Source organism: Flavobacterium ginsenosidimutans, from assembly GCF_037478105.1.
In the GTDB taxonomy this organism is placed as follows: Bacteria; Bacteroidota; Bacteroidia; order Flavobacteriales; family Flavobacteriaceae; genus Flavobacterium; species Flavobacterium ginsenosidimutans.
Genome location: NZ_CP147988.1, coordinates 5,100,909 through 5,120,964 on the forward strand (window position 1 = coordinate 5,100,909; position 20,056 = coordinate 5,120,964).

The following is a 20,056-nucleotide window of genomic DNA, read 5'->3' on the forward strand; positions in this document are numbered from 1 at the left end:
AGATTTACCATTGTTTCCGCAGGTACATCATGGCGAGGGAATCGCTTATGTTAACTTATAAAAGTTTTTAGGATGATATCCTAGGTATTTTAGCAAAGCAAATATATTATTTTATTTCTAAAAAGAAAGAAAAAACCTACCTAAAATACATAGGCTTAAATATCTATATCTTACCTATTAGCTCTTGTATTATATCATGTTTAAATTTACTAAATGGTCTTTTATGATGATCTTCTTCCTTAATTTCTATTCCGAAGATCATCCGATAAGTTTCTTCTTTAGATATTGGCAAGTCATTAAAAGTTTTGTTCAATAATATATCTAAATAATTTTTAGAATATTTGTAACGAAGGTTAAGCAAGTCATTTAATTCTTTATCTCCATGCACATTATAAATTTCATTGGTCATATTAAAAACTAAAGTTTCTTCAGTTTTTGATTTTAGTTTAGTTTTGGTTATGATTTGAAAAGAATTTAAACTATTTAGTAAGTAACTAAATCTAAAACTCTCATCTGCCAATTGATATGGATGATTCATTTTATCCAAGGCTGTATACCAATCATAATCCGGACTTCCTTTCATATGATTACATAAATGACAGCTAGGAATTAGATTGTAAAAACTTAATGCCAAAATAGGGAATTTATCTTTTGGAAACCAGTGATCTAACTCAGCACGCGCATGAGTTGTTTTATCAAAATCTAATGTATAGTTTCTATTACAATAAATACAAGTATCTGTTTTCAATAAATTCAAAAAAGTTTTACCATTATTTTTTTGAAAATTTTTATATCCAGTCTCTTTAAAAAAACTACTAATAACTTTCTTTTCGTGATTTGAAAATAGCTTTTTGTCATATTCTTTCTGAATCTCTAAAAGACGAACTGGTAAAGCACTAATCAATTCATCTTTATATTTTGATAAAAAAGAAATAAAACTTTTGTTTATTTTTAATTGTTTACCCTCTCTCTTTATATATTCTTTTTTAATCACATTTGTAAAAATTTCATCTACTTTTTGTCTATGGAAATCTAATGCTTCTATAGTTGGTTTGAGTGTTAACATGCCTTATTCTTTTAATTCAATACCTAAATCATTAGCCATTCTTCTTAATTCTTCTATTGCTTTAATTTTATCAAACTCATCTGGGAATATATTATAATACATTTCTAAAAGTTTACTTCTTATTAAAGTTTCATCTACTATTTCAATAATCTTTTTAAAATCATTCTTTTTGCTTAAATCTCTTTTCTCGTCGTTAAGCCACTTTATAATTTTATCAATTGTGTCTTTAGCAAAATTGCCCATTAAAAATTTATTATCTTCATAATTTCCTAAAAAGAAATTATCTGTAAACAAATCAGTTATGTTTGCTCCAAATGTATTAGATCTTACAAATGAATTTGTAATTTTTCCGTTATCTAAAAAAAGTACATTTTGCCTTGGAATATCAGATAAAATAAAAGGCGAATGAGTTATAAAAATTATATTTAGGGAGTAATCTTTTATATCCATTGCATTAAAAGAATTCAATAAATCTCTTACAAAAGCTCTTTGAAAATCTGGGTGTGCATATAATTCAATTTCATCAAAAATTATATTAATATTTTTATACGCAATTAATTTTTTTAAACTGTTTTTTTCTCCTACTGGATTGTTTTCTCTTATAGAGACAAGATTTCTTAAATGATATATTACAGAATGGATACTAAAAATTTTCTGCTTTTCTCCAGAACTAAAACTTGAAAAGTCATTATTACTTATCTTATCTTCAAAATAATACTCTACTTTAAAAAATGAGGGTAAAGAATGAAACAGTTTAAACTTTCCGATTTCATATTCTCTTTTTAAACTTTCCCGAATAAACTTCTCATCTTCAGAGTAAAATTTTTCAATTCGAACTTTTAATGATCTTAAATAAGAGTTTTTAATCCAATTAGAAAGTGTACCAATTTCTAAAATTTTTGCTTTACTATCTTCTTCAATATCTGATAAATCAAAATAGGTATATTGCAAGAAAAACAAAGCTTGTCTAAACTTATCTGTTATATGACTAAAATTCACAAATAAGGAATCTAAATAATCCAAAAATAATTCATTAACCAGAATTCTAAATTTGGTTAGTTTTTTTTCACTTGTATCAATTACTACTTGCTCAAAGCAATCACGATAATTACGATAAATAGGATAATTAGTTATCTTATATAACTTAACCAATAAATAGTCAAGTGCAAAATTAAAAAAATGGTTTTCCTCATTTAAGTATATATAATCATCATCATATAAATCATATTCACCATTAAACGTATCAAAAATAATTCTTAAAATATTTTTCTTTTCTTCATCTGTATTTGCAATCCTAGAGTCTCTGAAACTATCTTTTTCCCATTTAAATTTAGTAGAATCTAACATTATGGAAATATGAGTGATTTTTTTATTTTTTTGAATTTCCCTTAAGTTTTCTTCCTGTAAGATATTTACAAGAAATCGTGATTTAGCGAGATCTTTTTCACTATTAATATTAATATTTCCTTTATCTCTATATGGATTTATCACAACGGGTAATTGATAACCGTCATTTTTATGAAAAACACCTTTAATCCATTCACCTATTTCATTAGTATTAAATCCGTAATGAGAATAGTTAATAACCATTGAATAAAACAAATCACCTAAAAAATAGTATAACTCCTGTGCAATATTTTGACTATGAGGATTGGCATGATCTAAATCATTCAATAAAAAATATTCAACTTTCCCTCCTATTTGATCTTTAATTGTTATGATTTCATTTTCTAATTGTATACATCTAATTTTGATACCTCGCCCCTTATTGTATGTAACCACTTTATTTGATTTATTAGAAACAGCAAATTCAGAATCATGTTGATAATAAATTTCAACCTTTAAATCTTTCAAATCATTTTGCAGGCTTTTTTTGTATCTATCAATATTTTCATCAAATTTTATTTTATCAAAAATTTCATTTCCCTGAGAGTATAATTCTTCAGGAACTATAAAATTTTCATTTACTATTAAAGAAACTTTAATAATAGTTGCTATAAGCAATTCTATCAAAGCACTTTTACCACTCCCATTTTTTCCTACAATTGCACAAACATTAATATTTTCTCCGTAAAAACTTTCTGGCAAACTTTTTCTCCTGTCTTCTACTACTTTTACATCAATTATTGGCTGGTAGTCAATAATCCCATTCCCTTTTCCATCTTTAAATTCATAATCATTGTAAAACTGATAGATTTGATTCTCTTCTAAATTTTTAAGAAATTTATCATTGCAATCTTTAAGCGGTCTAATCGCTAGTAACTTAAAACTCATATTAATCTATTTTATCATTCACATAAAAACAAATGCAATTCATCTTTTGCCTGTTCTTTTGATCCAGTTTTTCTTGATTAAAAACTGTAACCTTTCTATAAAAAATCTGTAATCAAAAATGCAGAAAATTTCGTAAGATATTTTACGGTTTCCCATAAACACAAGAAATAATCACAATCAAATATATACAAACAAAAAGCCTTCAAACCAAGTACAAACCCCTGATTTAAAAGCCAACAAATAATCTTTATAATTAAAACCTAAATCCCAAAAAAGCTTTTAGAATTCCTAGTCGTTTCTTCCGCTACTTTAGCTAAAGTAATTCCTTTAAACTGTGCAATTGTTCCGGCCACATACGGCAGAAAAGCAGGTTCGCAACGACGTTCGTGGTATTTCTTCAAAAGGCTGTTCGGGACATTTTTAGGAAGCATAAACGGCGCATCGGTTTCAATCATCATTCGGTCGAGCGGTACGTACTGAATGACTTCTTTTAAATGGCTGAAACGTTTGGCATCTGAAATCGCTCCCGTAAAACCCAGATAAAATCCGTTATCGAGATAGGTTTTGGCTTCTTGCAAAGTTCCCGTAAAACAATGTACAACGGCTTTTGGCAATTGCGGTAAATAGTCTTTGGTAATATTCATAAAAGAATTAAAAGCGCTTCTTTCGTGCAAAAACAAAGGTTTCTGTACTTCAATCGCCAATTCTAATTGGGCTTTGTAACATTCTTCCTGTTTGTTTCGAGGCGAAAAGTCACGATCAAAATCGAGTCCGCATTCGCCAACCGAAACGACTTGTTTCTGCTCTAATAAGTTTCGCAGTTTCGAAATACTCTGCGCATCAAAACTCTTCGCATCATGCGGATGTATTCCCGCTGTAGCGTACAACACGCCTGGATATTGCCTCGCAATCTTCGCAGATTCTTCGCTGTTTCGTACACTGGTGCCTGTTAGTATCATTTGCGATACATCGGCATCGAGCGCGTCTTGTACGACATCGTCTATGTCGTTTTGGAATTGTTTGTTGGTTAGGTTAATTCCTATGTCTATATAATTCATTTTTTTTGTTTTTTGCCACGAAGGCACTAAGACACAAAGTTTTTTTATTTTTTGGTCTGGTAATTATTTTTTTTGCCACTACGGCGCTAAGACGTTAAGTTTTTTGTTTTTAATCTCGTAAAGTCGCTGAGCCGCAAAGTTTTTTATTTCACGCAGATTTTAAACAGATTTAAGCAGATGCTCACAGATTATTCTAAAAAAATCTAATTTAATCTGTTAAAATCCGCAAAATCTGCGTGAAAAAATCTTTAACTACAAAGTTTGTCATCCTGAGGAACGAAGGATCACATCCAATATTCCTCAAAGAGAATCGCCAATCTTTGTAGAGTTTCTTGTGTGATCCTTCGTCCCTCAGGATGACAAACTGGGTGTTAGACGCACTGCAGTGCGCCTCTACACTGAAAACTGCGACTGATCACTAAAAACACTCCTCTACACTGAAAACTGTGACTGCGACTGAACACTAAAAATCAATCCTCACGGCTTCCATCATCTGCCATTCTCACTAATTTCGGTGTAAATTTGGCAACCACATCAACCAAATCCTGTTGTGCTTCCATTACCTGATTGATATCTTTATACGCCATTGGGGCTTCGTCTAGACCTGCTCCGATAAGCGTAACGCCATGATCTTTCAGGATCGATTTCATTTCGGTTTGAGTGATGTTTTTTATGGCTTGAGTTCTGCTCATTTGTCTTCCTGCTCCATGCGAAGCCGAATTAATGGCGTTCTCCTCTCCTTTTCCTCTCACCAAAAATCCCGGTGCGGTCATACTTCCCGGAATGATTCCCATAACGTCTTTTCCGGCTGGGGTTGCTCCTTTTCTATGTACGATCACCTCTTCTCCGTTCCAGATTTCTTTCCAGGCAAAATTATGGTGATTTTCGACTTTGGCTAAAATCGTCGCACCCAAAGCACGTTCCATTTTGTTATGGATAATCTCATGACAAGCCGAAGCGTAATCTCCCGCCAAATTCATGGCCAGCCAGTATTCTTGTCCTAATTGCGAATTCATATCTAAATACGCTAAGTTTTTTGCCACTTCTGGAAGTTTACATTCGTCTTTGGCAATTTTAGTATAATGTCCCGCAATGGTTGCGCCCATTCCGCGTGAACCCGAATGTGTTAACAAAGCGACGTATTTTCCTTTTGGGATATTCAAAACGGCATCGTCTTGCGCAAATTCCATGATTCCGAATTCCACAAAATGATTTCCACCACCTGAAGATCCTAATTGTGACCAGGCTTTATCTTTCAAATTCTTCACAAACGGATTCATATTGAACGTTTCGTTCTCCAAAACCGCATGGTCTGATTTGTACTGACCATGAAATCCGTGACCTGCTCCAAAAATAGAATTCGCAATTAATTCTCTTTTGAATTTGGCTTCGTTTTCAAAGTAAAAAGCTTCAGGAATATCATAAACCGACAATGCCATTCTACACCCAATATCAACTCCAACGCCATACGGAATAATGGCATTTTTTGTGGCTAAAACTCCGCCAATTGGTAATCCGTAACCTTGGTGCGCGTCTGGCATTAAAGCTCCGGCAACCGTAACAGGCAATTTCATGGCAACTTCCATTTGTTTTCTGGCTCCGTCTTCGATATGATCTAATCCGTAAGCGGAATACGCATTTGGATTCTGATTTAAAGCGATGAAATCTTCTGGTTTTTCATTCGATTTTTCGATTAAAGCAACAGCCAATTTGCTGAAGATTTTATCGTCTATATAGTTTTCAGGAGTTTCTAAGACGTTTTTGAAATTTGTAATCATTTCGTCTCTGGTGAATCCGTTTCTTTTGCTGTTTATTTTTAAGGCAATCCCAATTATTTTTCCTTCTGGGAATCCTAATTCTAATATATCTGTACCGTTTATTTGTGTTTTCATTTTTTTGTTTTTAAAGGGACAAAGGTCCAGAGGTTTATAGGTGCAAAGGTTTTATACTACTGCGCAGTTATTTTGCGTAGGTTTTATTTCACGCAGATTTTGCAGATTTAAGCAGATCTAAAAAAGATTTTTTTTATGAATAATCTGCGCTAATCTGCCAAAATCATTTTAAATCAGCGTGAAACATTAATCTTTGCGGAGACGCACAGCAGTGCGCCTCTACAAAAACCTTTGCATCTATGAACCTTTGCACCTAATCAATTAATAATTGCGTAACAACCGTTGGATTCATGGCCCATTGCGCTGTATAAACCTCATCGGCAATTTCATTTTCGGTGATTGTTAAACCTTGTGCTTCCGCTTTAAGCTGTAACAAACTACCAATATTCAATTTGCTGTTTAGTTTTGATAACAACGCCTGAACGCCTTTGAAATCCAATCCGCCTACAACCTGACCTCCGAAAGTCATCTCTAACCAAACGATTTCTCTTTTGGTTACATCCAACACTCCAAAAACCAAACCTTTGGCAACATTCTGCGTCACACGAACCTGATGATCTACACACGACGAATCGTAAGCTACACCTGTTCTCTCCGAAATTTTCATCGGATATTTGCTGTTCATCCAACCAACAACCAAATTTGGCGTAATACTTCCGTTGCTGTAGGCGTTGCAAGTAAAAGTTACAAATTTTGCTTTGGCTTTCGCCAATTCGTCGATGTTGATGTTGATATATTCGGCTGTTCCAATTTTATTTGGAATGCTTCGGATATCACCACTATGCTGACAACCCGTTGTAGTCAATCGGCTGAAAGAACAAATATCGGCTTTATCTTCATAAGCGATATGACAGCTCAAATCCATATCTAAATGCTGTGCTGGCAAATCTTTCCCCCATTGCATAAACAATCGTACTTCGTTTCCTTCAACCGGGAAACGTGTTCCCATTAAAGCAACTGGTAAATCCTGAACCGTTTCGCTTCGATCTCCTATAGAAACCGGAATATTAAACAATTGCGGATCGATATAGATTGTTTTGTTGGTGTTCGCCATTTTTGCAAATCGTTTTTTCATAGCCAAAAGACACAATTCTTCGATTTGATTTTTCATTGCTTCCAACTGAAAATCTTCGTACAACTTCAATAAAGCGTTTGCTTCGATTCGTTTGTTTGTTCCACCCAAAGGTTTCACACTTCTCTGCATGTTTTTATCAAAATAATTTTGAGCATACATGTTTAAAGTAAACACCAATCTAGCCGGAACTTTATCGATGATTTCTTCAAAATGAGCAATAGTTTCCTCCGCTCCAAACCATAGCATGTTAGAGAATAACGAACGTGCAAATAAACCTGGACGCTGTTTCAATAAAGCAAACGTTTTATTGGCATCAAATTTCAATCTTGACGAATCTACTTTGCTTTGCCAAACATCGTACACTTGGTTGTAGAATACATCCATTAAAAAATTCAATTTCTCAAACCCTTTTCTTTTACTGTATTCTGCCAAACGAAGTGCGCGGATAAAACGAACCCACATTCCTCTTTTTGGATGCATGATTTCGCACATCTTCTCAACGTCCATATCAATATTATTCAGCCAGTTTGCCACCATTAAACATTCTTTTCGGGAATATTTTAGTTTCAAATCTTTTTGAGACGCAATTCTTGCCTGAACGCTTGTATCTAAAACATTATAAAAGTGCTGTGCATTTTTTGATGTTCTTTTGATAATCGTTTTTGGCTCAATAATTTGAAGCATTCCTGTGTTTTTATACCACAAGTATCGTAAGATATCTGTTGGCGTTTTCAAAAACTGAGACGCTTCATCTTCTTTACCATTTTCGATCAAAAGATCAATCACCAGCATTAAAGTTTCCTTCATCGCCACTTCTGTTTTTGGCAAAAGCAAATACTTCATCGCCATTTTTAAACTATCCACCTGAGTAGCGTCTAAAGCGGTTTTAGATTGCAATAACGATATGTAGAAATCATTTAAATCTTTTTCTGTCCACAATTCAAGCATTTTTAATTTGCTTCCTTGTCCGATATTTTCCAGTTTTCCAAATTCAAACGGAGTTCCGCAGAACGGACAACCATTGTATCTTTCTAATGGAAAAGTATTATCTGGGATAATATGTCCGCACTGTAAAGTTGTTCCGTTTTTCACACCTAAAACATTCCAGAAATAGGTTAAAATATGATCTACAACAGATTCTCCCGTTGGAATATTCCATTCTTTTACCAATGGTGTCCAGTTTTTATCTGTTCCTAAAACTTCTCTCAAAACTTCTAAAACCTCGATTTTATAATTCGGGCTCACATTGTTTAAAGCGTGAAGCAATGACTCAGAAAATGTAAATCCAAGTTTTGAAACATTGGCTAACAAAACTGAAGTTGTTCCTGATAAATTTTTAACGTCATTCGTAATCATTTCTGACGGAATGAAAATAGCATTTTGACGTAAACTGATTTTTAATAATTCTTTTGTTTTCATTTTTTTTAATTTTTAAAATTTAGATAATTGTGCTTCTAGTTCTACCCAAAAGATTTTGAAGTAAGAAACACTTGACCTGAAATTTGACGATAATTGATTAACTGAGTTTATCTGGCGGGTTTCCCCGAGAAGTAAGTTAATCTTGACCCTCATTTATTAATGATAATTTTAAAACTTGTTCGGACTCGAACCGAAAGTTACCAATTGTCTGAAGTAAGTTTTAATTGACCATTAATTGTGAAGCAGATGGGATTCGAACCCACGACCCGGACATTAAAAGTGTACGAAGTAAGTTTTGATTGACCTTTGATGGATAATTTCAAAACTACCTGCTCTAACCGCTGAGCTACTGCTTCCTTTATAATTGAATAAAAAGGTAATGGTGTAAGTGTGTACGTGGAAAGTGTTTCGAAGTAACTCAAACTTGACCTGTTTTATTCTTTTTTTATTTCTATGAACGTTTGTTTTTATTTCCTGAACAAAGATTTCTAAACTAGTACGCAGTTATCTTGCGTAGTAAAATTTTTATTTCATTTTTTAGAAATACTATTTGTTTTATTTCCTGAGCAAAGATTTCAAAACTACTACGCAATTATTTTGCGCAGTAAAAAAAGAATTTTAAATTTGAGTAAAAAACAAGATGAATTTAAAAGAAATTTATTCTGATTTACTTTTGAATATTGGTTTTTCAGTTAAGGAAATTCAGCAAAACTGGAAAGATTTAGAAAAGGCATATTCCAAAAAATCAAGGCATTATCACAATCTCACGCATTTAAAAGAAATGATTGACAGTTTTGAAATTTATAAAGACAAACTTCAAAATCCTGACGAAATATTATTTTCTATTTTTTATCATGATTTTGTGTATTCGGCTTCCAAAAAAGATAACGAACTCAAAAGTGCCGAATATGCTATGTCTATTTTTACCGATATTAAACCCGACAGGTTTTTATCCCGAGGCTTCGGGACTGTCGGGTTTGCGGAATTTGATCGTCAATTAGTTTTTGATGTGATCTGCGCTACACAGCAACATCAACATAATTCTATTGAAGATATTAATTGGTTAATCGATTTTGATTTGAAAATCCTCGCTAAAGATTGGGACGATTATAAAATCTATTTCGAACAGATTAGAAAAGAATACCGCATTTATCCTGATTTTCTATACAAACCCGGACGTGCCAAAGCTTTGAAGCATTTTCTGGAAAATGAGTTTATTTTTCAGACCGAGGAATTTAGGAATTTATATGAGGGAAAAGCTCGGGCTAATATTGAGAAAGAAATAAAGTTATTAAGCTAAAAATTGAATCTCGCAAAGTCGCGAAGTCGCAAAGTTTTTTTGTTTCACGCAGATTTTACAGATTTGAGCAGATCTAAAAAGATTTTATTTTTAAAATAATCTGCTGAATCTGCCTAAATCATTTTTAATCTGCGTGAAACAAATCTTAATAATCATTGAATTAAAAAACTTTGCACCTTCGCGCCTTTGTGGCAAAACAACACAAAAATGTCACAAAACAAAAACGCCCTAATTAGATACAAAACCATCGATAAATGTCTGCAGAACAAATATAGGCAATGGACACTCGAAGATTTAATCGAATGCTGTTCTGAAGCTTTATTCGAATACGAAGGACGGCAGAACCCAATCAGCAAGCGAACCATTCAGATGGATATTCAGCTGATGCGAAGTGAAAAACTGGGATATAACGCTCCAATCGTGGTTTACGATAAAAAGTATTATAAATATGAAGACGAAAATTTTTCGATAACCGATATTCCGCTGACGGAAACCGACATGAATGTTTTGACCGAAACGGTCTCAATGCTAAAACAGTTTAAAGATTTCTCTTTATTTAATGATGTTTCGGATATTTTACAGCGATTGGAGGATAAAATCTACGCCGAAAAATCGCATACCAAACCTGTCATTTATTTGGATAAAAATGAAAAACTAAAAGGACTGCATTATTTGGACGAAATCTATCAAGCAATAATTAAGAAAATGGTTCTCATTATTACTTATAAATCTTTTAAATCTGCTGAAGAAACGAAATTCCATTTTCATCCTTTTATATTAAAAGAATTCAATAACCGTTGGTTTTTGATCGGAAAGAAAAAAGCCTCTCAGCCGATTACTAATTTGGCTTTGGACAGAATCATTTCTATTGATTACGATTTTAATCTTCCCTATCTAGAAGAAGATTTTGATGCTGATAATTTTTATAAAGATGTAATTGGTGTTACGGTTAATTCAGGATTGAACGCAAGAAGAATTGAAATATGGGTCGATGCTTCGAATGCGCCTTACATAATCACAAAACCTTTGCATGAGTCTCAGCGGATAATTAAGGAAAATGAAGATGGAAGTATTATTGTGCATTTGTTCGTTATTCCGAATTATGAAATGGAAAGGCTTTTATTAGGTTTTGGAAGCTGTATTGAAATTTTAAGGCCCGAAGGTCTACGAAATCGTATGAAAAAGATGCTGAAAGATGCCATTTCGCGCTACGATTCTGAAAAGCCAACTGAATTAAATGCATAATTTTTTACAGAATACAGAATTAAATGCGTTTTAAAAATTAAAAAGAGATTTTTACCGCATTAAAAATGTTAAAATCTAAAAAAAGAATAGTATATTTCACTTTAAATAAACCACCAAAACCCTCTAAATCAGGGATATTTTTTAACTAACCAAAAATTTATTAAAAAATTATATGCATGCATAGTATTTTTTAATTATATTTGAAATCGATATAGTTACCTATGAAAGACAAAACGATAGATTATATTTTGAGAGCGACATGGCAGGCTGTTTCAAGAATGTATAATGAAGAAGCTGCTAAATATGACGCAACAATGGCGACAGGATTTGCTCTTTTAAGTATGGACAAGGAAGAAGGAACTCCATCAACCGCTTTAGGTCCGAGAATGGGCATGGAAGCAACCAGCTTAACAAGAACACTTAAATCTATGGAAGAAAAAGGTTTAATTGTTCGCAAGAAAAATCCAAGCGACGGCCGAGGCGTTTTGATCTACCTGACCGATTTTGGAAAAGAAAAAAGAGATTTATCTAAAAATACAGTTCTAAAGTTTAATGAAACCGTTAGAAAACATGTTTCGGAAGAAAAGCTGAATCATTTTATAGAAGTTTCTGAAATCATCAATGAACTGATTCACGATAAAAACATATTTAATCAAACAGAAAACACAGAAAAAGAATAACATTCTTTTCCTCCTACAAACAAATAGTAACAAATTATGAAACGCACAATTAAAAAAGTTGCTGTAATTGGATCCGGAATTATGGGTTCAGGTATAGCTTGTCATTTTGCTAACATTGGTGTCGAAGTTTTACTTCTGGACATTGTACCGCGTGAACTGACCGAAGCTGAAGCTAAAAAAGGATTAACACTTGAAAGTAAAGCCGTTCGCAACCGTGTGGTAAACGAACATTTGGCGAATTCATTAAAATCAAAACCATCTCCTATTTACAGTCAGAAATTCGCAAACAGAATCACGACTGGAAATACAACAGATGATATGGCAAAAATTGCTAATGTTGACTGGATTATCGAGGTTGTTGTAGAGCGTTTAGATATTAAGAAATTAGTTTTTGAACAAATCGAGAAATTCCGTAAACCAGGAACTTTGGTTACTTCTAATACTTCTGGTATTCCAATTCACTTTATGAGTGAAGGAAGAAGCGAAGATTTCCAACAGCACTTCTGCGGAACTCACTTTTTTAACCCTGCGCGTTACTTAAAATTATTTGAAATTATTCCTGGTCCAAAAACTTCAACTGAAGTATTGGATTTCTTAAACGAATACGGATCTAAATTCTTAGGAAAAACTTCGGTTGTTGCTAAAGATACTCCTGCGTTTATTGGAAACAGAATTGGTATTTACGGAATCCAAAGTTTATTCCACTTGGTAAAAGAAATGGGATTAACGATTGAAGAAGTTGATAAATTGACTGGACCGGTTATTGGTCGTCCAAAATCAGCTACTTTCCGTACAGTTGACGTTGTTGGATTGGATACTTTGGTACACGTTGCCAACGGTATTTACGAAAACTGCCCGAACGACGAACAACACGAATTGTTTAAACTTCCTGATTTCATCAACAAAATGATGGAAAATAATTGGTTAGGAAGCAAAACTGGACAAGGTTTTTATAAAAAAGTAGATAAAGATATTCTTTCTTTAGACTTAGATACATTAGAATACCGTGCTGCTAAAAAAGCAAATTTTGCTACTCTTGAACTAACAAAAACTATCGATAAACCAATCAATCGTTTTAAAGTTTTAGTTAAAGGAACAGACAAAGCGGGAGAATTCTACCGTAAGAGTTTCGCTGGAATGTTTGCGTATGTGTCAAACAGAGTTCCTGAAATCTCAGACGAATTATACAAAATTGACGACGCCATGAAAGCTGGTTTTGGATGGGAAAATGGTCCATTCGAAATCTGGGATGCAATTGGTGTTGCCAAAGGAATTGAAATCATGAAAGCAGAAGGTTTAGAACCAGCTGCATGGGTTACTGAAATGTTGGCTTCTGGAAGTGATAGTTTCTATTCTGTAAAAGAAGGAGCAACTTATTTCTATAACATTCCAACAAAATCACAAGTTAAAGTTCCTGGACAAGATTCATTTATTATTCTGAACAACATTCGCGAAAGCAAAAAAGTTTGGAGCAACAGTGGAGCAATCATTCAGGATTTAGGAGACGGAATCTTAAACTTAGAATTCCAATCTAAAATGAATACAATTGGCGGCGATGTACTTGCTGCTATTAATAAAGCAATCGACTTATCTGAAAAAGAATATCAAGGTTTAGTTATTGGTAATCAAGCAGCGAATTTCTCTGTTGGAGCTAATATCGGAATGATTTTCATGATGGCAGTTGAGCAGGAATACGACGAATTGAACATGGCAATTAAATTGTTCCAAGACACAATGATGCGTGTTCGTTACTCTTCTATTCCAGTTGTAGTTGCGCCTCACGGAATGACTTTTGGCGGTGGTTGCGAAATGAGTTTGCACGCTGATAAAGTGGTTGCTGCTGCGGAAACGTACATGGGATTAGTTGAATTTGGAGTTGGTGTACTTCCTGGCGGCGGTGGATCTAAAGAAATGGCTTTGAGAGCTTCAGATTTATTCCGCAAAAATGACGTGGAATTAAACGTTCTTCAAGAGTATTTCTTAACAATCGCAATGGCAAAAGTATCAACTTCTGGTTATGAAGCTTTTGATACTGGACTTTTGCAGCATGGAAAAGATGTTATCGTAGTAAACAAAGATCGTCAGATTGCTGAAGCTAAAAAACATGCTTTGTTAATGGCTGAAGCTGGTTATACACAACCTATCAGAAGAACTGATGTTAAAGTATTAGGAAAACAAGCTTTAGGTATGTTCTTAGTTGGGACAGACCAAATGGAAGCTGGAAAGTACATTTCTGAGCACGATAAGAAAATCGCTAACAAACTGGCTTATGTAATGGCTGGTGGTGATTTATCTGAAGCAACTTTAGTATCTGAACAATATTTATTAGATATAGAACGTGAAGCTTTCTTATCTCTTTGTACAGAGAGAAAAACTTTAGAGAGAATTCAATATATGTTAACTAAAGGAAAACCACTTAGAAATTAGTATTTGAGTATTAAGATTTGAGTATTAAGTATTAAGATTAAAAAGAATTATGCATCAATTTGAAAAGTTGAAAATCTGGCAAAAAGCCATGGATATTATCGAAAATGTATACAAAGTTTGCTCAGAATTACCCTCAGATGAGAAATTTAACTTAATAAGTCAAATAAAAAGATGTGCAGTATCTATTCCTTCAAATATAGCTGAAGGTTCTGGTAGAAATTCTAATAATGAGTTTGCTCATTTTTTAGGAATTGCAAATGGTTCAACTTATGAATTAATTACTCAATTAATGATTTCAAAACGTTTGAAATTAATAGCTGAAGAAAAAATATCAACTATAATAAATGAATTAGTAGAAGTCAGCAACATGAATTTTGCGCTTCAAAGATCTCTAAAAAAATAATAACTATATCGATTGGCAGTCTTAATACTTAATACACCAATCTTAATACAATCATTTATGAAAACAGCATATATAGTAAAAGCATATAGAACAGCAGTTGGAAAAGCTCCAAAAGGTGTTTTTAGATTTAAAAGACCTGATGAATTAGCTGCAGAAACCATTCAGTTTATGATGGACGAACTGCCTAATTTTGATAAAAAACGTATCGACGACGTTATGGTAGGAAATGCCATGCCAGAAGCAGAACAAGGTCTTAACGTTGGACGTTTAATTTCTTTAATGGGATTAAAAGTAGAAGACGTACCTGGAGTTACAGTAAACCGTTATTGCGCATCTGGATTAGAAACTATCGGAATGGCAACTGCTAAAATCCAATCAGGAATGGCAGATTGTATTATTGCCGGTGGTGCAGAAAGCATGAGTTATATCCCGATGGGAGGTTACAAACCAACTCCGGATTATAAAGTTGCCGCTGCAGGTCACGAAGATTACTATTGGGGAATGGGGTTAACTGCTGAAGCGGTGGCTAACCAATATAACATCTCTAGAGAAGATCAAGATGAGTTTGCTTACAACTCTCATATGAAAGCTTTGAAAGCGCAGGCAGAAGGAAAATTTGACAAACAAATCGTTCCAATTACTGTTGAGCAGACTTTCATCAATGAAAATGGCAAAAAAGAAACAAAATCATACGTTGTAAATAAAGACGAAGGTCCAAGAGCAGGAACTTCTAAAGAAGCTTTAGCGGGTTTAAGACCAGTTTTCGCTGCTGACGGAAGCGTAACTGCGGGGAACTCTTCTCAAATGAGTGACGGTGCTGCTTTTGTTTTAATCATGAGTGAGGACATGGTTAAAGAATTAAATCTTGAGCCAATTGCACGTTTGGTAAACTTTGCTTCTTCTGGTGTTGAGCCAAGAATTATGGGAATTGGTCCTGTGAAAGCAATTCCGAAAGCTTTGAAACAAGCTGGATTAACATTGAACGATATTGAGCTAATTGAATTAAACGAGGCTTTTGCTTCACAAGCTTTAGCAGTTACTCGTGAATTAAATATTAACCCAGAAATCGTAAACGTAAACGGTGGTGCAATTTCATTAGGACACCCTCTGGGATGTACAGGAGCTAAACTTTCTGTTCAGTTATTTGACGAAATGAAACGCAGAGGTAATAAATATGGAATTGTTTCTATGTGCGTAGGTACAGGACAAGGAAGTGCAGGAATTTACGAGGTATTATAGATTTTTTTAGAGGAAAGAAGCAAGAATAAAAACTTTTCATTTGGGATGAAATAGATATTTTTAGAAGAAATCATTTTAAATAGTAATAAAAAAACTTGCTATCTATTTTGATTTTTTCTTTCCTCATAAAACAGAAAAATTAAAAAACAAAATAATTGAATTTCAAAAGATGACCGCAGATTTCATAATCAAATTAGATTAAAATCTTGCTTCTTTCATCTATCAATCTAAAAAACAAAAAGTCATGAGCGACAAAACAAGAGGAGGTCAATTCCTAGTTAAAGAAACAAAATGTGAAGATATCTTTACTCCAGAAGATTTCTCAGAAGAGCAGTTAATGATGCGTGACTCTGTAAAAGAGTTCGTTGACAAAGAATTATGGGCGCATAAAGATCGTTTTGAAAAGAAAGATTACGCTTATACAGAATCATCTATGCGTAAAGCTGGTGAACTTGGACTTCTTGGAGTTGCAGTTCCTGAAGAATATGGCGGATTAGGAATGGGATTCGTTTCTACAATGTTAGTTTGTGACTACATTTCTGGAGCAACTGGATCTTTCTCAACTGCTTTTGGTGCTCATACAGGAATTGGAACTATGCCAATTACCCTTTATGGTACAGAAGAACAAAAGAAAAAATACGTTCCGAAATTAGCTACTGGAGAATGGTTTGGAGCTTATTGCTTAACTGAACCAGGTGCAGGATCTGATGCTAACTCAGGAAAAACAAAAGCTGTTTTGTCTGAAGACGGAAAATACTACTCGATCACAGGACAAAAAATGTGGATTTCGAATGCAGGTTTCTGCAGCGTTTTCATCGTTTTTGCTCGTATTGGAGATGATAAAAATATTACAGGTTTCATCGTAGAAAACGATCCGTCTAACGGAATTTCTATGAATGAAGAAGAGCATAAATTAGGAATCCGTGCTTCTTCTACTCGTCAGGTTTTCTTCAACGATACAAAAGTTCCGGTTGAAAACATGTTATCTGAAAGAGGAAACGGTTTCAAAATCGCAATGAACGCGTTAAACGTTGGGCGTATTAAATTGGCTGCTGCTTGTTTAGATGCTCAAAGAAGAGTTACTTCTGGAGCTGTAAAATATGCTAACGAAAGAATTCAGTTCAATACTTCTATTTCATCTTTTGGAGCTATCCGTTCTAAATTAGCTGAAATGGCGACTAGCGCTTACGCTGGAGAAAGTGCTTCTTACCGTGCTGCAAAAGATATTGAAGACAGAATTGCTGCCCGTGAAGCAGAAGGAACAAGTCATCAGGAAGCTGAATTGAAAGGTGTTGAAGAATATGCTATCGAGTGTTCAATCTTGAAAGTAGCAGTTTCTGAAGACGTTCAAAACTGTTCTGACGAAGGTATTCAGGTTTTTGGTGGAATGGGATTCTCTGAAGATACTCCGATGGAAAGTGCTTGGAGAGATGCTCGTATCGCTCGTATCTACGAAGGAACAAACGAAATCAACAGAATGCTTTCTGTAGGTATGTTGATCAAAAAAGCAATGAAAGGACACGTTGATTTACTTGGACCAGCAATGAAAGTTCAAGAAGAATTAATGGGAATTCCATCTTTTGATACTCCAGATTTCTCAGAATTATTTTCTGAAGAGAAAGTAATCGTTGCTAACTTGAAAAAAGTTTTCTTAATGGTTGCTGGAAGCGCTGTTCAAAAATATGGTCCAGATTTAGATTCTCACCAACAATTATTAATGGCTGCTGCTGATATCTTAATCGAAATTTACATGGCCGAAAGTACTATTCTTAGAACTGAGAAATTAGCAAAAACTCAAGGAGAAGATAAAGTGCAAGAGCAAATCGCGATGGCAAAATTATACTTGTACAAAGCTGTAGATATTGTAAACTTAAGAGGAAAAGAAGGAATTGCTTCATTCTCTGAAGGAGACGAACAACGTATGATGTTAATGGGATTAAAACGTTTTACAAAATATACTAACCTGCCAAATGTTGTGGCACTAAGAGAAAAAATTGCAGAAAAATTAGTTGCAGAAAATGCATACTGCTTCTAATATAAAAATAGTTTTTAGCTTTTAATTTGTTTAAGCCCGCGCAAGTCCGAAACTGCGCGGGCTTATTTTTTCCAAATATCTACTTCGAAAGACATTACTTACAAGGCGCAATATTTTTGCAACTATTTGCAAAATATTCGTTAAAATTGACTTTCAGAGACGTTTAGGATAGTTATATATCAAATGTATTGCAGTATATTTATCATTCTAAAAAACGCTAAAAACAAAATAATGAAACAAATTACTCTAATCACATCATTTTTATTGTGTTTTGGTATCACGACTACCTTTGCACAAAAAAATAAAAAAATGGACATAATCGCCTATTATACTGGCGACTCAGAACTTATTGACAAATATGAAGTTGGCAAATTAAACCAAATCATTTTTAGTTTTTGTCATTTAAAAGACGGTAAGCTAACTGTCGATTCTGCTAAAGATTCAATTACAATTAAACATTTAGTTTCGCTTAAAGCGAAAAATCCTCAGCTGAAAATTATTTTGTCTCTTGGAGGATGGGGAGGCTGCGAACCTTGTTCTAATGCTTTTTCAACTGCTGAAGGGCGTTTGAAATTTGCAAAATCAGTAAAAGAAATAAGCGATTCTTATAAAGTTGACGGATTAGATTTAGACTGGGAATATCCAGCAATTGAAGGACTTCCTGGACATTTGTATCAAGCCGCTGACAAACCAAACTTCACTGAATTAGTAAAAATATTACGTTCTACATTAGGCAAAAAATACGAGTTAAGTTTTGCTGCTGGAGGATTCCAAAAGTACTTGGACGAATCAATCGACTGGAAAGCGATAACTCCATTAGTAAATCGCATTAATATTATGAGTTATGATTTAGTAAACGGATATTCTAAAGTTACAGGTCATCATACTCCATTATACAGCACAAATGCAAATGAAGAATCAACTAATAGAGCTGTTGAGTATTTATTGAAACAAGGCGTTCCTGCTGAAAAATTAATTATTGGGGGTGCATTTTATTCTAGAACATGGAAAAATGTAGAAAACATCAATAACGGATTGTATCAAGCTGGAGAGCATATTGAAGGTGTAAACTTCAAAAACTTTGCAACAACTTATACTGAGGCTAACGGCTGGAAATATTTTTGGGATGATAAAGCAAAAGCTCCATACTGGTACAATGCACAAACTAAAACTTTTGCAACTTCGGATGATTTAAAATCTATTAAAGCAAAAGCAGAATATGTAAAAGCCAAAAAATTAGGCGGGATAATGTTCTGGGAACTTACTTTAGATAGTTTCCGTGATGGAATGGTAAATGAAATTTACAAAGTTAAAACCGCAAAATAATAAAAAAAGGGAATCACAATTTGATTCCCTTTTTCTTTTATATATCGTATAAGATTATTGCACCTTATTCTTATCCAATTCTCCAATAAACGGAATCGCTTCTAAAATTTCGCTTCTAATTATGGTTTGAAGATAAACTTCAAGCTGGATAAATTTTGCCGCATTTATTGCGCCAATAGCTTTTTTCGCCTGATTATATGTTTTGGAGTAAAGTTTTTCATAATCAATGTGATTTTTTAAAGTTGCTTTGGCCAATTCATCCGCTTTAGCATCAGTTAAAGTTTCGTAATTCGCAGCATAATCATTTATCAATTGAAACTTTGTCTGCCCTAAAGCTTTTCGCGACGTTTCATAATTATCGTAAATTTTAGTAAAGGCTGTTGCTTGTGCATCAGATAAATTCATGTACTGTTTTACCAGCTCAGCTTTAGATTTTCCATAAACACTTTGTACTACTTCTAAATCTTCTTTGTAAGAGGACTGCGCATAAGATGAAAATGAGGCTACCGCCATGATAAGAATAAGACTTAATTTTTTCATAGTTTTAATTTTAAATTTGTTTTTAAAAATATATGCATACTCAAATATACTGATTTTTAACACTTTAAATCACAAAA

The 20,056-nt window shown here is 33.7% G+C and carries 14 protein-coding genes and 1 tRNA gene; 8 read left to right on the forward strand and 7 right to left on the reverse strand.

All coding sequences use genetic code 11. From position 1 onward, the window contains the following. Positions 1 to 163 precede the first annotated feature (163 nt). From V6624_RS21845 to V6624_RS21870, 6 genes are all read right to left on the reverse strand, one after another. Entirely contained in the window at positions 164 to 1,066 is a 903-nt protein-coding gene (locus V6624_RS21845; RefSeq protein ID WP_338840167.1) for a hypothetical protein, read from the reverse strand. A 3-nt stretch (positions 1,067 to 1,069) separates the two neighbouring features. Then, entirely contained in the window at positions 1,070 to 3,340 is a 2,271-nt protein-coding gene (locus V6624_RS21850; protein WP_338840168.1) for a hypothetical protein, read from the reverse strand. A 260-nt stretch (positions 3,341 to 3,600) separates the two neighbouring features. Next, entirely contained in the window at positions 3,601 to 4,398 is a 798-nt protein-coding gene (locus tag V6624_RS21855; protein ID WP_338840169.1) for a TatD family hydrolase, read from the reverse strand. A gap of 470 nt (positions 4,399 to 4,868) precedes the next feature. Then, positions 4,869 to 6,290, reverse strand: a complete 1,422-nt coding sequence (locus V6624_RS21860; RefSeq protein ID WP_111288571.1) for an RtcB family protein — start codon at positions 6,288 to 6,290, stop codon at positions 4,869 to 4,871. 253 nt (positions 6,291 to 6,543) lie between these two features. After that, a complete protein-coding gene (locus V6624_RS21865) occupies positions 6,544 to 8,784 on the reverse strand; it encodes a hypothetical protein (RefSeq protein ID WP_111288573.1) in 2,241 nt (746 codons plus the stop codon). A gap of 238 nt (positions 8,785 to 9,022) precedes the next feature. Next, a tRNA-OTHER gene (locus tag V6624_RS21870) sits at positions 9,023 to 9,140 on the reverse strand. A 284-nt stretch (positions 9,141 to 9,424) separates the two neighbouring features. On the opposite strand from V6624_RS21870, the gene V6624_RS21875 reads away from it, so the two are divergent. From V6624_RS21875 to V6624_RS21910, 8 genes are all read left to right on the forward strand, one after another. Further along, positions 9,425 to 10,084 carry a hypothetical protein gene (locus tag V6624_RS21875; protein ID WP_338840171.1) on the forward strand — a complete coding sequence of 220 codons (660 nt, stop codon included), beginning with the start codon at positions 9,425 to 9,427 and terminating at the stop codon, positions 10,082 to 10,084. Between the two features lie 207 nt (positions 10,085 to 10,291). Beyond that, the gene (locus tag V6624_RS21880) at positions 10,292 to 11,329 is read left to right on the forward strand and encodes a helix-turn-helix transcriptional regulator (protein WP_111288577.1); all 1,038 of its coding nucleotides are present in this window, start codon (positions 10,292 to 10,294) and stop codon (positions 11,327 to 11,329) included. 221 nt (positions 11,330 to 11,550) lie between these two features. Next, positions 11,551 to 12,009: a MarR family winged helix-turn-helix transcriptional regulator gene (locus V6624_RS21885; RefSeq protein WP_111288579.1), complete on the forward strand. Its 459-nt coding sequence runs from the start codon at positions 11,551 to 11,553 to the stop codon at positions 12,007 to 12,009. 36 nt (positions 12,010 to 12,045) lie between these two features. After that, positions 12,046 to 14,436, forward strand: a complete 2,391-nt coding sequence (locus V6624_RS21890; RefSeq protein WP_111288581.1) for a 3-hydroxyacyl-CoA dehydrogenase/enoyl-CoA hydratase family protein — start codon at positions 12,046 to 12,048, stop codon at positions 14,434 to 14,436. A gap of 49 nt (positions 14,437 to 14,485) precedes the next feature. Further along, positions 14,486 to 14,839, forward strand: coding sequence for a four helix bundle protein (locus tag V6624_RS21895; protein WP_111288583.1), 354 nt, complete (start codon positions 14,486 to 14,488; stop codon positions 14,837 to 14,839). A 57-nt stretch (positions 14,840 to 14,896) separates the two neighbouring features. Next, positions 14,897 to 16,078, forward strand: coding sequence for a thiolase family protein (locus tag V6624_RS21900; RefSeq protein ID WP_111288585.1), 1,182 nt, complete (start codon positions 14,897 to 14,899; stop codon positions 16,076 to 16,078). A 244-nt stretch (positions 16,079 to 16,322) separates the two neighbouring features. Further along, complete coding sequence (locus tag V6624_RS21905; protein ID WP_111288587.1) at positions 16,323 to 18,113, forward strand: acyl-CoA dehydrogenase family protein; 1,791 nt, start codon at positions 16,323 to 16,325, stop codon at positions 18,111 to 18,113. Between the two features lie 309 nt (positions 18,114 to 18,422). After that, positions 18,423 to 19,439, forward strand: coding sequence for a glycoside hydrolase family 18 protein (locus tag V6624_RS21910; protein ID WP_239455699.1), 1,017 nt, complete (start codon positions 18,423 to 18,425; stop codon positions 19,437 to 19,439). Positions 19,440 to 19,493: 54 nt separating this feature from the next. On the opposite strand, the gene V6624_RS21915 is transcribed toward V6624_RS21910, so the two are convergent. Continuing rightward, positions 19,494 to 19,979, reverse strand: coding sequence for a hypothetical protein (locus V6624_RS21915; protein WP_111288591.1), 486 nt, complete (start codon positions 19,977 to 19,979; stop codon positions 19,494 to 19,496). Positions 19,980 to 20,056: the final 77 nt, after the last annotated feature.